General features: G+C 41.5%; 15 protein-coding genes. 9 read left to right on the top strand and 6 right to left on the bottom strand.

Features of this window, described 5'->3' with window-relative positions:
• Positions 1-243: 243 nt before the first annotated feature.
• Together MHN81_RS16805 and udk are read right to left on the bottom strand one after the other, a co-directional pair.
• Positions 244-1467 (bottom strand): NupC/NupG family nucleoside CNT transporter, encoded by a 1224-nt coding sequence (locus MHN81_RS16805; protein ID WP_023398399.1) that lies wholly within the window; start codon positions 1465-1467, stop codon positions 244-246.
• Between the two features lie 17 nt (positions 1468-1484).
• Entirely contained in the window at positions 1485-2114 is a 630-nt protein-coding gene (gene udk, locus MHN81_RS16810; RefSeq protein WP_023398400.1) for a uridine kinase, read from the bottom strand.
• A 310-nt stretch (positions 2115-2424) separates the two neighbouring features.
• On the opposite strand from udk, the gene MHN81_RS16815 reads away from it, so the two are divergent.
• The 7 genes from MHN81_RS16815 (at position 2425) to MHN81_RS16845 (ending at position 8382) form a co-directional block, all read left to right on the top strand.
• Positions 2425-3639 carry a phosphopentomutase gene (locus tag MHN81_RS16815; protein ID WP_239426272.1) on the top strand — a complete coding sequence of 405 codons (1215 nt, stop codon included), beginning with the start codon at positions 2425-2427 and terminating at the stop codon, positions 3637-3639.
• Between the two features lie 17 nt (positions 3640-3656).
• Entirely contained in the window at positions 3657-4358 is a 702-nt protein-coding gene (deoD, locus tag MHN81_RS16820) for a purine-nucleoside phosphorylase (protein ID WP_023398403.1), read from the top strand.
• A 217-nt stretch (positions 4359-4575) separates the two neighbouring features.
• Positions 4576-4911: a hypothetical protein gene (locus MHN81_RS16825; protein ID WP_023398404.1), complete on the top strand. Its 336-nt coding sequence runs from the start codon at positions 4576-4578 to the stop codon at positions 4909-4911.
• A 204-nt stretch (positions 4912-5115) separates the two neighbouring features.
• Positions 5116-6135 carry a hypothetical protein gene (locus MHN81_RS16830; protein ID WP_239426273.1) on the top strand — a complete coding sequence of 340 codons (1020 nt, stop codon included), beginning with the start codon at positions 5116-5118 and terminating at the stop codon, positions 6133-6135.
• A 54-nt stretch (positions 6136-6189) separates the two neighbouring features.
• Positions 6190-6930: a ferredoxin--NADP reductase gene (locus MHN81_RS16835; protein ID WP_023398406.1), complete on the top strand. Its 741-nt coding sequence runs from the start codon at positions 6190-6192 to the stop codon at positions 6928-6930.
• 75 nt (positions 6931-7005) lie between these two features.
• Positions 7006-7464 carry a nuclear transport factor 2 family protein gene (locus MHN81_RS16840; protein ID WP_023398407.1) on the top strand — a complete coding sequence of 153 codons (459 nt, stop codon included), beginning with the start codon at positions 7006-7008 and terminating at the stop codon, positions 7462-7464.
• Between the two features lie 180 nt (positions 7465-7644).
• Positions 7645-8382, top strand: a complete 738-nt coding sequence (locus MHN81_RS16845) for a transporter substrate-binding domain-containing protein (RefSeq protein WP_239426274.1) — start codon at positions 7645-7647, stop codon at positions 8380-8382.
• Positions 8383-8419: 37 nt separating this feature from the next.
• Here the strand turns inward: MHN81_RS16845 and MHN81_RS16850 are convergent, their stop codons facing one another.
• The gene (locus tag MHN81_RS16850) at positions 8420-8569 is read right to left on the bottom strand and encodes a hypothetical protein (protein WP_239426275.1); all 150 of its coding nucleotides are present in this window, start codon (positions 8567-8569) and stop codon (positions 8420-8422) included.
• Positions 8570-8904: 335 nt separating this feature from the next.
• Between MHN81_RS16850 and MHN81_RS16855 the strand changes: the two genes are divergently transcribed.
• Complete coding sequence (locus MHN81_RS16855) at positions 8905-11469, top strand: reprolysin-like metallopeptidase (RefSeq protein ID WP_239426276.1); 2565 nt, start codon at positions 8905-8907, stop codon at positions 11467-11469.
• Positions 11466-11831, top strand: coding sequence for a hypothetical protein (locus tag MHN81_RS16860; RefSeq protein WP_023398411.1), 366 nt, complete (start codon positions 11466-11468; stop codon positions 11829-11831). The genes MHN81_RS16855 and MHN81_RS16860 overlap by 4 nt, the downstream gene beginning before the upstream one ends.
• An 81-nt stretch (positions 11832-11912) precedes the next feature.
• Here MHN81_RS16860 and MHN81_RS16865 read toward each other — a convergent pair whose 3' ends face one another.
• From MHN81_RS16865 to MHN81_RS16875, 3 genes are read right to left on the bottom strand one after another with little or no spacing between them, the layout of a single operon-like run.
• Positions 11913-12338, bottom strand: a complete 426-nt coding sequence (locus MHN81_RS16865) for a hypothetical protein (protein WP_023398412.1) — start codon at positions 12336-12338, stop codon at positions 11913-11915.
• Between the two features lie 8 nt (positions 12339-12346).
• A complete protein-coding gene (locus MHN81_RS16870; protein WP_239426277.1) occupies positions 12347-13138 on the bottom strand; it encodes a DNA-binding domain-containing protein in 792 nt (263 codons plus the stop codon).
• Positions 13125-13970, bottom strand: a complete 846-nt coding sequence (locus MHN81_RS16875) for a DUF692 domain-containing protein (protein WP_239426278.1) — start codon at positions 13968-13970, stop codon at positions 13125-13127. The genes MHN81_RS16870 and MHN81_RS16875 overlap by 14 nt, the downstream gene beginning before the upstream one ends.
• Positions 13971-14024 lie beyond the last annotated feature (54 nt).

Consider the following 14024-nt stretch of genomic DNA (forward strand, 5'->3'; position numbering starts at 1 on the left):
ATGTTTATTAAATGTGAATTAAAAGTGCGTTAAGATGAGAAAAATGAGCGTAATCATGTTTGGGGTGTTTTTATATAGAAGGTATTTTTCAGAAGTAATGCGATAAGAAAAAATGATATATAGAAACGATAAAAGGGCCATATAGGCCCTTTGGTGAAGTATCGTTCAAGTTAGTATGGTTACCCTAACCCCTTAAGGCAACCAACCAATTGTTTTGCAAAAGCGGCATATCTCGTTAAGTTTCTAAGCTAGCGAGAGGAAAAAACCTGCTATTGCTGCGCTCATTAGGTTAGCCATTGACCCTGCTAAAACCGCCCTGAGCCCTAAGCGTGCGATATCCTTTCGACGACTAGGGGCCATACCGCCTAGTCCACCTAGTAAAATTGCAATCGACGACAGGTTAGCAAATCCACATAACGCAAATGTGACAATTGCTTGAGTATGTTCAGATAACCCATCGCGATAATTCATAAAGTCTAAGTAAGCAACAAATTCGTTGACTACTAATTTCTGGCCAATAAAGCTACCAGCAGTTACAGCTTCTGCCCATGGTACACCAATCATCCAAGCAACCGGTGCAAAGACATAGCCTAAAATCTCTTGCAACGTCAGCTCTGGGTGATTAAACCAGCTGCCGATGCCGCCAAGTAAACCGTTCATCAGCGCGATTAAAGCTACAAAAGCTAATAGCATCGCACCGACATTCAGTGCTAAGTGCATACCACTTGAAGCACCAGCCGCAGCTGCGTCAATGACGTTAACAGGCTTGTCTTCGCCACTGTCTACTTCAGCTAGATTTTCTTTGGTTTTTTCTGTTTCAGGCACAATCATCTTGGCCATTAAAAAACCACCTGGTGCGGCCATAAAGCTTGCTGCAATTAGGTATTTTAAATCTACGCCAATCGCAACATAACCAGCCATAACTGAGCCTGCTACGGTTGCAAGACCACCTACCATGACGGCAAATAATTCTGACTGAGTCATTTTGGGAATGAATGGCTTCACAATCAGAGGTGCTTCAGTCTGACCCACGAAGATATTCGCGGTTGCAGACAGAGACTCTGGGCGTGATGTTTTAAGCAGTTTTTGTAATCCACCACCTAAAATTTTAATTATCCATTCCATAATCCCTACGTGGTATAAAACACCAACCAGCGCAGAGAAAAATACAATTACAGGTAGCACCTGAATTGCAAATACAAATCCAATTGTTTCTTGAGCGGCCAGAGGGCCGAATAAGAAGCTGATCCCGTCATTGGCATAACCAATAACCGATGACACAGCAGCGGACATTGCCGCCAGTGCGTTTTTACCTGCTTCTATAAATAGTACAAAGCCGCCGATAACGACTTGCATTAAAAATGCGATGCCTACAGTTCTTTTGTTTATTGCGCTGCGGTTCGTTGAAGCCGCGAAAGCAATACCTAGTAGCATCATCATGCCGACTAGGCTCATTATTGTTGTCATGCCAAAATGTTCCCGTTTTATTCTTGCAGCAAATATTTTATTTTACTTTTAATAATATCAATCGCAACGCGATTCATACCGCCACGGGTCACGACCAAGTCGGCATTGTGCTTCGATGGTTCGATAAATTGATAAAACATCGGCCTTACCGTTGCTTGATACTGCTCAACAACAGAAGAAATGCTTCTGCCTCGGTGCTCGATATCACGCTGCATACGACGTAATAAACAAATATCAAGCGGGGTATCAATAAATACCTTTATATCAAATTCTTCTATTAATGCTGGGTCGCTTAACAGTAAAATCCCTTCGACAATTAAAATTTTTGCCGGATTCACTGTACGCGTCTCACTACTGCGTGTGTGTTGAGCATAATCATAAGTCGGGACTTGTACTGATTTACCTAGACGTAACTGTCCAAGGTGCTCTTTCATCAACGCATGCTCAAACGCATCCGGATGGTCATAATTTGTTTGAGTTCTATGCTCAAATGGCAAATGCGATTGATCTTTATAGTAAGCATCTTCTTCTATAACAGCAATAGTGCCTGACTCAAGTTCATTCACTAGCTCGTTATATATAGTTTGACTAAAAAGAGACTTACCGGACGCAGAAGCGCCAGCTATGGCTATAATTGTTCGTGTCACTAAAGTTCACACCCAGCTATTGTTAACGTTGGAAGATCACAATAGCAAAAAAGACACGATTAATCTCTTTTGCCTCGCTTAAGGATCAAATTTAAATGTTTTGGTCTATTCAAAACAGGACTTATGTCCTCTGGTATAACCAGATTTTTTATTTATTTAAAATGGGTACTAAGAAGATTTATTATGGTTTTGTGACAGCGGACTAATGTCCTGTACGATATATTTAGGTAGCAATAAAGTAACGACCTCTGGGAGCACAAGTGCTTTATAAAAACAAAATACGGCCCAGACAAAAGATGAGAGGTGATATATGGCAAGAGCAATTATATTAATGGCAGATAGCCTTGGAATTGGAGCAGCACCAGATGCAGATAAATTTGGTGATGTAGGCGCCAATACGCTAGCTCATCTTTTGCAAGCATATAAAGAGGAAAAAGGAGAAGCGTTAGCAATCCCTAATTTGAGCAAACTAGGATTGGTTGATGCCTGTGAAGCCGCAGGTGGTGAGACTTGTCAAGTGTCTGAACGTCAGCAACCTACAGCTGCATGGGGTTATGCAAAAGAGCTTTCGAGTGGTAAAGATACACCGTCTGGTCATTGGGAGATGGCAGGCGTACCGGTTTTATTTGACTGGGGTTACTTTCCAAATACTCAGCCTTGTTTCCCGCAAGAATTCATAGAAGAACTGTGTAAAAGAGCAGACATCCCGGGCATTTTAGGGAATTGTTACGGCTCTGGCACAGTGATTTTAGAGCAACTGGGTGAGGAGCATGTCAAAACCGGCATGCCAATTTGTTACACCTCAGTTGACAGTGTATTTCAAATAGCCGCTCATGAGCAGTCATTTGGCCTAGAAAAGCTTTATCAAGTATGTGAAATCGCACGGGCACTGCTTGATGAAATGAACATAGGTAGAGTGATTGCGCGGCCGTTTATAGGCACTTCGAGTGCCGACTTTATTCGTACAGGTAATCGTCGCGATTACTCTGTGTTGCCACCGGCGCCAACTGTGTTAGACAAGTTAGCTGCCAATGGTGGTGAGGTGATCAGCATTGGTAAAATTGCAGATATTTATGCACACCAAGGTATCACTCAAAAACATAAAGCGCCTGGTTTAATGAATTTACTGAATAAAACCAGTGAAGTGATTGACTCAGCGCCAGACAACAGTTTGATCTTCACTAATTTAGTGGACTTTGATGAAAAGTTTGGTCATCGACGCAATGCCGTCGGTTATGCCGAGGCGTTAGCTGAATTCGACGCGTATTTGCCGACGATATTGGGCAAACTACAAGATGACGATGTGCTGATTATAACTGCGGACCATGGTTGCGACCCTACAGCACCTGGTACCGACCACACAAGAGAATATGTGCCTGTATTGGCATACCGTAATGGAATGAACAATACTCCATTAGGTGAAAGAAACAGCTTCGCAGACATAGGTCAAACGCTTGCCCAGTGGTTTAACCTTGAAGCATTAGAATATGGTGACGGCTTTGCCGACAAGTTGGTTACAGCTTAAGTTAAAGGAAACATGTTATGAGTACTCCGCATATTAATGCAAACCCAGGTGATTTTGCTGAAACGGTATTGATGCCTGGTGATCCACTACGTGCAAAGTATATTGCTGAGAACTTCTTAGAAGACGCTCGCCAAGTTACTGACGTTCGTAACATGTTTGGATTTACTGGTACATATAAAGGTAAACCAGTGAGCATTATGGGCTCAGGTATGGGCATTCCATCAATGTCTATTTATGCTCGAGAGTTAATTGTAAGCTTTGGTGTTAAAAACCTAATACGTATTGGTACGTGTGGCGGGATCAGCCAAGACACAAAAATCCGCGATGTGATTTTTGCACAAGGTGCAAGTACGGACTCAAACGTAAACAGAGCACGTGTACGTGGCTACGATATGGCTGCTATTGCTGACTTTGGCTTACTTGAAAATGGCGTTAATGCAGCAAGAAAGCTAGGTATTGATGCAAAAGTAGGTAACGTATTTACAACAGATACATTTTATCAAGCTGACGCAAGTTTCTATCAAGAGTTAGACAAGTTAGGTGTCCTAGCTGTAGATATGGAAACTGCGGGCATGTACGGTGTTGCAGCGGAATACGGTGCAAAAGCAATGGCATTATTTACGGTAAGTGACCACGTAATCACAGGCGAAGCAACGCCACCTGAAGAGCGTCAAAGCACGTTCAATGAAATGGTTAAAATTGCATTAGAATCAATTTAATTTAAAGCAGTGTTATTGCAACGCTGCTTGAACAGTTCCTTGGTAACGTAATCGCAGAGTTTTGGAGACACGCCTAAAACAAAGCGAATCACACCCAAAAAGCCGCACCTAGTGCGGCTTTTTTTTATTTTTAAATTAAAGAGTTGGTCGCTGTTTTGTTCCATTTATGGTACAAACCCACTTCCTTTTATATTTGGGAATAAAATAGAGAAATAATATGATTAAACACGCTGCTGCAATGGTACTTGGCAGTGCCGCTTTTTTTTCACAGGCAAATACATGTATTAAAAGTGGATGTACTGATATTGTGGAAACTTTGTTTGTCAACGAGGGTGGTCAGATATACGTTGGAACGCCTGGAAACGAAAAGCTGGCAAATTGTAGTCCGGTAGAAGGGACTTATTTTACGATTTCAAATAGTAGTACGAACAGGCAAGAAATATACTCTTTGTTGCTGACTGCATACTCTATGCGAGAGCGTGTGCAACTTCGAGTAAAAGAAGGCACCACTGGTTGTACGATAGCTTATGCTCGAGTTGATGAGCGTTGGTAACTTGATTCTAAACGTTTGACTTCATAAGAGAGATCTACAAATTGAATATACTGTTCTGCGTGGCTGTGTCATATTCGCCATAGTTTAGTTCGTTATTTGCCCGCAGTTTTTAGGGTTTCTAGTCGATTTTCGTATTTAAATCAATGTTTCTAAAAATGCAATGTTGTACTATGGTTAACTCATTAAAGCGATTCGACAAACCGAATGAAGTACTTAAATTACCTGCTGGCGATGTTATTGATCACACACAGTGATGTATTCGCCACTGAAATATCGGCTTCAAAATTTGAAGTCGAACCCAAAGAAGTGAAACACCTTGCACTAAATTACCCAACTCAAGCAGTTGAATACTATAAAAAGAATTCAGCGAAATTGTTGCAATTAAACAGTGCTGAGGCTCTTTCTATTTATAGTAGTTTACTCGCTGCGGCGAGTAAGGTTCAGGATATAGAATTAATTGAAGAGCTAGCACAACACCTTTCAGACGAGCGACTCGTGCCTTACAGCCAGCCTTACACGTTCACTGTAGTAAATGTGATAGGTGTAGCCTATCGCCTAATTGGGCAACTTGATGATGCGATTAAAACCTATAAGTGTGCACTAAAGCACAGTCAAAATAACGTAGAAAAAATGACTGCTAAGGTTAATTTGGCCATCGCTTATCGTATGGATAATCAACCTGCTATTAGTTTTCAAATTCTGCAAAGTGTTGATGAAGCGATACTCAATGGAAGAAGAAAAGCCGGTTTATTAGTGGTTAAAGGCAATACTGCAATTGTGTTGGGTGACTCCAAGTCTGCTGTTGAATACTTTATTGCGGCTCGACAATATTACCTGATGGACAATCATCACCGCAATGCGACACGAGTAACTGTTAATTTACTTGGCGCGGCGTTGATTGAAAGGAAGGTTGCATTGTATGAAAACTATCGTGAAAAATTACGCGCTACATCTGATACTTATTTACCTGAAAGTGATAAACACTATTTAAAGTGGCTGGATCTCATGTCTCAGAGCGTCAAGTCTAATGTGATCTCAGAGCAGGTGGCCAATTATACAAATCGTCATGTGGATTTATTGCTCAAAGGTGGTTACGAAAACCCAGTTCGTATGATCCTCAAGTCACTCAACGCTGAATTTCTCATCCCGCAGGAACCAACAAAACGACCTTTGAATAAAAAGTTGCGAGCTAATTTGGCAAAACGATGGTGTCAGGATCTTTGACAAGCTTGCATTCTATGCCATTGTTTTAGTATATGCATTTATTGTGGTGCAGGTATGTCAAACTGGGTAATTGGAAAAGTTATTGAAGTAAATTGGTGGACGCCTAGCTTATTTAGTATAAAAGTAGCGGCCGATATAGAAGGGTTTAAAGCAGGTCAATTTACAAAACTGGCACTGGATATCGATGGCAAACGGGTTGCGCGAGCATATTCATTTGTGAATTCGCCAGCTGACCCGCTACTGGAGTTTTTTTTAATAGAAGTCCAAAATGGGTCTCTATCTGAAAGGCTTGCTCAGCTAAGTGAAGGTGATGACCTGTGGGTTTATAACAAACCTTCAGGCTATTTTGTTTTAGATGAAGTACCGCCAGGAGAGACCCTTTGGATGTTGTCGACCGGTACTGCTGTGGGCCCATTTTTGTCAATTATCGGTGATGGAAAGTTGTGGAAACAGTTTGACCGAGTTGTATTGGTACACGGTGTTAGACTAAATACTGATCTGTGTTATCAAGATTTGATCCGTGCAACCGAAAAGCTTTTCCCGCAATTTACTTATGTCCCTTTGGTAAGCCGTGAAAAACCTGAAAATGGGTTGAGTGGCAGGGTAACTGATATTCTGAAAAATAATCAGTTGGTGGAGTACTGCAACATGACATCTATGCCACAAAATAGTCACTTTATGCTTTGTGGTAACCCCGATATGGTAAAAGACACAGTAACTCTATTGCAGGAAATGGGGTTTAAAAAACATCGCAGGGCTGAGCCTGGCCATATTACGGTAGAGCAATACTGGTGATCTGAATGCGCGCTTAACTGTATTACGTTTTATAAACTTGGTATACTTACTTGCCCGTACCAAATAGGGGGAAGTATGAGGTATATCGTTTTTTTTGTACTCAGCTTAAGTTCTTGGCTTGCATTCGCAAACCCTGCATTTGAAGACAAGGCAAGTGAGTACAACCTGCAAAAGTCTGAACAAGAAAAAGCGGCAGAAGCTGTCATTGATAAGTTAATTTTGGCATATAACAAACAAAATATTCGTCAGTTTTTGGCACTTTACGATGATGATGTTGAGTTTTATATGTACCCGCAAACACTGATGTTTAAGGGGAAAAAGCAATTAATCAAACGCTACGGCTTGATGTTTGAAAAAATGCAGTGTTTGAAATCAACGTCAATAAAAAGAATTACAAATGGCAATATTGTGATAGATCATGAAACTTCTGAGATTTGCACACAAAAGCCAGATGTTGTGGATAAGCGCTCGGAGTTCGTTACGAGCTACCAGATTGAAGAAGGTAAAATTAAAAAAGTGGTCTTTTTTAGGTAAAGTGCACCATTCTTAACTGGACTCCGCTTAAATGAAGGCGGAGCCTTTCGTTTGAGCAACTAATTGCTGATTTTATTTTTATGATCATCTCATAACGTCTATTCTTTAAAGCATCACTCTACCTTAATTATACTTAGCAAGCACACTGATATAGTTTATAGAGTAAGTTGGAGGAACCGCGTGGCAGACAAGCTAGCACTGATATTGGTGCTTTTATGTTGCTTTCACCAAGAGAAGGTTTTTGCAAATTTGCCAAAACTTCAAGTGGTGACTGAAGAGTGGGTTCCTTATAATTATGCAAATCAAGAGGGCGAAATAGTCGGCCGTGCTACTAAAAAAGTGCGCGAAGTGCTGGATCTTGCCGGCATAGAGTACGACATTAACCTATACCCTTGGGCGCGTTCTATGAAGCTGACTAGAACTCAAGCCAATACCATGATTTATTCAATTTATCGAAGCGGTGACCGAGAGACAATGTTTGAGTGGGCATGTCCTCTCATGCGGCCTGTACGGCAATACTTGTTTAAGCTAAAAAACAGAGAAGATATTAAAGTCGCTTCATTGGAAGATGCAAAGAAATATGTGATATCCATAGTTCGAGGCAGTGTAGTACATGAATATTTGGTAAAACATGGATTTGAAGCGGGCATTAATCTAGATATCACTGCTGATCCCAGTGCTTCTCAGCGCAAGTTGCTTGCCGGTAGGATTGATTTTCTGCTAACAACCGAATACACCATGTATGAAACCCTCAAAGCAATTGGTGTTAACTATGATGTTGTGACGCCTGTTATAGAAGTGCGTAATAATTCAGATAGACGTGCTTGTATGGCGTTTAACCTAAATACTGATAAAGAGCTTATTAACAAAGTAAGAAGGGCCTTAGCAGAGCACAACCGAAAATTTATTGGCCCTTAAAACTTCGCTATAAAATCGTGATATTTTTTCACGCTCTCTACCAGGGTTTCAATGTGTTACGGCCTTTTTTTGGCTTATCTACTAGATACTTATCAAACAATCGCTTACCATTGTCATATTCAAGTGGCGCACGTTTTGTTCTAGGATTTGAAATGATTGCGAGCAGAGCCAAAAGTGTTGTTTTCAAGAACTCCATTTCAATTAAGTAAATTAATGACATCGTTGTCATAGCTATACAAGTAATAAAACGAATTAAAAAAATCATTGCCTATCCCTTTGCAAAAATGATGCGCTAACTCTAGAGCCTTTGTTTAGCCCTTTCAAGAGGTCTGATGAGTATTTAGGCACAATTACACTCAATGACATGAATCACGCACAGTGCTTGTGGGTAATATCTTACAAATCAACAACTGGCGATGCATTTTAATGTCAATTCAGGGATAAAAAGTTATGCGTTTTATGAGCAAGCCGAGTTTCTGTGACTATGCTGTATTAAATAATGATAAAAATTTGGAAAGACTCATGCTGAAATCCTTTTTGATTTTTTTCGTAGTTTTACTGGTATCGTTTAGCGCAGAAAGTAAAACTGCTTTGTGGTCAACGCCACAGCATAAATCAATGAGCGCCCAGAGTGATGGATTAAAGCAGGCTTATTTAGATACAGCCAAGTTGTCTGATTTGCTAGCTGAAGAAGGGACCATTCAAATACAGCTTCCAAGTCCAAGTGGCGAATTGTTGCTATTTAACTTAACGCCCTATTCGGTGATGGCAAAGTCTCTGGCGCAAAAGTATCCTGAAATAAAAACCTATATTGGGGTGCAGGTCAATAATCCTGCTGTGAAGGGTACATTCGATTATTCGCCCAATGGTTTTTTTGGTGTATACGACTTGGCTGGGCAACGGGTATTTATTGAACCACAAATGAGGGAATTAACATCAGCAAAAGCGCTTTACCGGGTTTACTATAAATACGCCATTGCAAGTCATAGCCGTCACTCAGATCACCGCTTGCAAGCCCCAAGAAAGCACAATAAATCTTTTGAACATCGCACTCACCGAGTTGATACACCCAGTCTTAATACACCTATTACCAATGATTTAAAGTATCGCCTAGCTATAGCTACAACAGGGGAATATGCCCAGTTTCACGGCGGTACAAAAAGCAGTGTTATGGCCGCATTGGTGACTTTAGTCAATCGCGTCAATCAAGTTTATATGCGGGATTTATCTACTTCTTTTGAATTGGTGGCAGATAACGATGAGTTGATTTTCTTAGATGCGTCTTCTGATCCATTTGCTAACGAAAGCTCTGATATTGATCAAATAACTACGGTGATAGACGCGCGAGTGGGGGCATCTGGCTATGATATTGGACACCTAGTTGGTACCGGTGCCGGAGGGCTAGCTGGGTTTGGTGTTGCATGTAGTGAAGCGAAAGCGGAAGGGATCACAGGTAATCCGCAGCCTATCAATGATGCGTTTGCCATTGATTATGTTGCTCACGAAATAGGTCACCAATTGGGAGCGGATCACACTTTTAATGGGCAGTTAGGGGCTTGCGAATCAAGTAACCATGTTGCTGATTCTGCATTCGAACCAGGAAGTGGCTCTACAATAATGGGTTATACAGGAATTTGTGAAGCACAAAATTTGCAAGCTAATTCAGATCCATACTTTCATATTCGCTCTATAGAACAAATGGCGACTTACACTAGACAAGGTGGTGGTAGTGCATGTGGTGTGAGAAACGCTAAGGCGAACCAAATGCCAACTGTAAATGCAGGAGATAACTACACTATACCTGCCAGAACGCCCTTTAAATTGACTGGTAGCGCGACAGATGCGGATGGAGACACGTTAACTTATAGCTGGCAGCAATATGATTTAGGAAGCGCAACTAATAGCCCACAAGAAGATGCAACAGATAGAGGTACTGGGCCTTTATTCAGAGTATTTAACCCCACAGAGTCAAGGTCTAGGGTTTTTCCAAAAATGTCAGACGTGTTATCGGGGTCAGTAAGTTACGGTGAAGCATTACCAACGACCAGTAGAACATTGAACTTTAGACTGTTGGTGCGAGATGGTACTGGCAATATTGCTGATGATGCTATGACAGTGACTGTGATTGGCAACCAACAAGGATTTGCAGTACAAGATCCCAGTGATAGTACCGAGTGGACATTGGGCACGCAAACTGTCAGATGGCATACCGCAGACACGCAAAATGCACCTGTATCTTGTGGCTCTGTCGATATTCTATTGTCTTTGGACGGAGGAGAAACCTTCCCAACTTTAATTGCAGATGATGTGACTAATGATGGTGAGCACGATGTGGTTCTCTCTGGGCTAGCAACTTCGTCATTTGGCAAGGTCAAAATAATGTGTAGCAACAATGTTTTTTTTGCAGTCAACAGTGGCAATATTCAAATTCAAGGAAGTACCGAGCCTGTTGCTCCTAATATATCAGAGCAAGAAACATTAGAAGTTGCTGAAGATACAAGCATCACTTTATCAATAAGCAACTTTAAGTACCAAGGTGGCTTTAATGCCGAGTCGTTAACTGTCAGTAATGGCGATAATTATACGGTAAGTGGCCTTACAGTGACCCCAGCTGCGAATTTCAATGGCACATTGACGGTGCCAATTACGGCCACGCGAGGCACGCTAACAAGTGAAACCTTTAATGCGACAATCACGGTTACAGCAGTGAATGATGCGCCAACGGCACAAAATGACTCGTTTACAGTGAACGTCAATAGCCAAAGTAACCTATTGAATGTTCTTAATAATGACAGCGATATAGATGGCGATGGTCTATCAATTGGCACTGTAAACTATCAGGGAACTGGCAATGTGTCTGTTTCGAACAACCAGCTGTCCTACACACCTGCGACCGATTTTTCTGGAACCGAGCAATTAAGTTACGTTGTGCGAGATGCCAGTGGGGCGGAGTCCACAGCGCAAGTGACAATAACCGTCTCAGTTCCACCATCTACCGATAGTGGCTCCTCTGGGGGATTCTTTTATTTAATTTGGGTGATGATGGCTTTGTCTACATTGAGGGTTGTTTCAAGGAGAGAAAATTGAAAATTCCGTTACTTTTAATTTTTGTAGGTGGGCTTTTAAATGGGTGTGCAAATAGTTACGGAGACACTCACAATGAGCCACAAGATAAAATGGAAAATAAGCTAAATGTTTCTCAAGCTGTGTCGTCTGCGATTGAGAGCAATGACCTTAGGCTATATGCAACAACTGGGCGTCGGCCTGTGATCCCAGGGTTAGAAAAGATGGATTTCACGGCGCTAAAAGCGCAGTGTGGCATAAAGTATTTGTCTGGAACTGGCGATGTAATTAAATCTGAACAAGATAAGAGAGCGCATTTGCAGCGATATGAATTTGCTAAGGCCTATAACTTAGAGATATATGCTCGGTGTAAAAAGTCATCGTAATAATATTTTTGAGGTATGCATAAGCCTTTTGATAAGCGCCTGTATAGGTTATACGACGCAAATTCATGGCGAAATGTGGCGTTATTGTAAGGACGTGAGGAGCGATTTAATACTCGCTCTCACCTCATCGATATCGTTAACAATAAGTTCTACAGACTGATTACTGGTTGATATATTTTCCCAGTTTTGAGACCACGTTTTTTGTAGGTTAGTTGCACCGACTTGCACTTGTTTATTGGTCAAATAGCTGAAATCTTTTATCAATCCTACCTTAATCCAGCCTTTGCGAGGGCTGGCAGATTGCATATCTTGATCATAGTGCGCAACATATAACAATTGCTCCAACGCCGCGAGCTCTTTAAGTATCTCAAAACTAGCTAATCTAACATTATTATTGTATTCAGAAACTTCAAGTCGCCAAGTGTTATAGCTAAAGCCTACCAGCGCAAACAGCATACTAAATATCACGCTGATTTGGTAAAGCTGTAGCTTTTGCTGTATTTTCATCGTAATGCCTACTGAGAGCCTTGAGGGCTAGCTATAAACCATCCTAATTCAATACCTTGCTGGAGCAATTGCATTACTTGCAGGGTGCCTTGTTGTTGATCGCCCATGACATTGGCTGCGGCTTCACATACAAACCCAAACGGTAGCCCTTTTTCAATACTGGTCAAACACTGAAAGTGGCATTGTGACAAAGGGTAAAATCCAGTTCGCTTATCCGGTGCACGTGCAACAATCCAATGACGCAGGCCGCTTTGGTTGGGCGATGGCGGCGAATCCCCATTTTTGAGTGCTTGCCAGCTTTCCACGGCCGAGTATTCACAGGTCAGTAATTGAACGCTATCATGAAGTTGAAAAACGATATTTGGCCAGGCGTTTTGTTCTATGGATTGTAAATGCGCAAGCTGCAAAGTCGGGCTATCAGCAGCATCAAATGCATGTAATAGCAAACGTTCAAAAAGCGCTATTTCGGCTAAAATACCATGCTCTTTAAACTGTGGCGCTGATTGCAGAAATTGCGGTATACGATCACCAAATTCTCTAAGTGAAGCCGAGCGAGAAGGATACTGATTTAAATAACCTTCGACCATGTGATCAAACAACTCATCACCTAAGTACAGGCCTAGCATCTCATGATCTTGCTCTAGCACTTTTTTTAATCTGATCTGATATGCGTTTTGATAAATTTCACTGCGCTGAACTGGAGATAAACCATTTTGTGTAGCGATGTGCTCGGTAAAGTCTGTGTTTTGGCCTTGGAGCAAGGCAACAAAATCATGCTGTAATTTTTTAAGCGTACTCATGTTTGCTCCAAGATGCGGGTGCGAGTGCTCTAGCATGCTCAAGTTCTGCCATGATCTCTTTAAAAGCCGGAAAATTATCATCCCGCTCTATCATGGTATTGATAGGTTTTGTTGTCTTTGAAAACTGCTCGAATAATTGCCAAACGTCATCGCAAACGGGCTGATCATGGGTGTCGATGATATGACTGCCAAAATCACTGTGCCCAGCAAGGTGGATCTGTGCGATTGCTGATTCAGGTATCGCGTCTATAAATTCCTGCGGTGCAAAATCGTGGTTTCGCGCACTGACATAAATATTATTAATATCGAGTAAAAATTGGCATTGTGTACGTTTGTGTAACTCCGCAAGAAATGTCCACTCACTCATTTCTGACGCTTCATAAGTGAGGTAGCTAGAGACATTTTCCAGAATTAACGGTCTTTGGAGATAATCTTGAACAATAGAGAGCCTTTGACTTAAGTGATCAAGTGACTCTTCGGTATAGGGCATTGGCAATAAATCGTGGCTATTGAACTCCCCAAGGGAAGAAAAACATAAATGGTCAGAGACCCAAAGCGGCTGCACACGTTCTATGGTTTTTTTGAGCTTTGCTAAATAGTCAAAGTTCACGTCTGAGGTGCTACCAATTGACATCGATACCCCATGCATCACAATGGGGTAACGCTCTTTAATTTGAGAAAGGTAGTGCCAAGGTTTGCCACCGGAAACAAAGTAGTTTTCAGAGATAATTTCAAACCAGTCAACATTAGGCTCTGTGTCTAGTATCTCTTCAAAATAGCAGGTGCGTAGGCCTAGGCCAAAGCCGACAAAAGGTGGGGGTGTATTTTTCAATCTTATCCTCACAACTTAAGTTGAAATTAAAGCCTACGCGCAGGTAGGCTTTTT

Origin of the sequence: Pseudoalteromonas sp. Of7M-16 (genome assembly GCF_022347805.1) — a bacterium.
Classification (GTDB): Bacteria; Pseudomonadota; Gammaproteobacteria; order Enterobacterales; family Alteromonadaceae; genus Pseudoalteromonas; species Pseudoalteromonas luteoviolacea_F.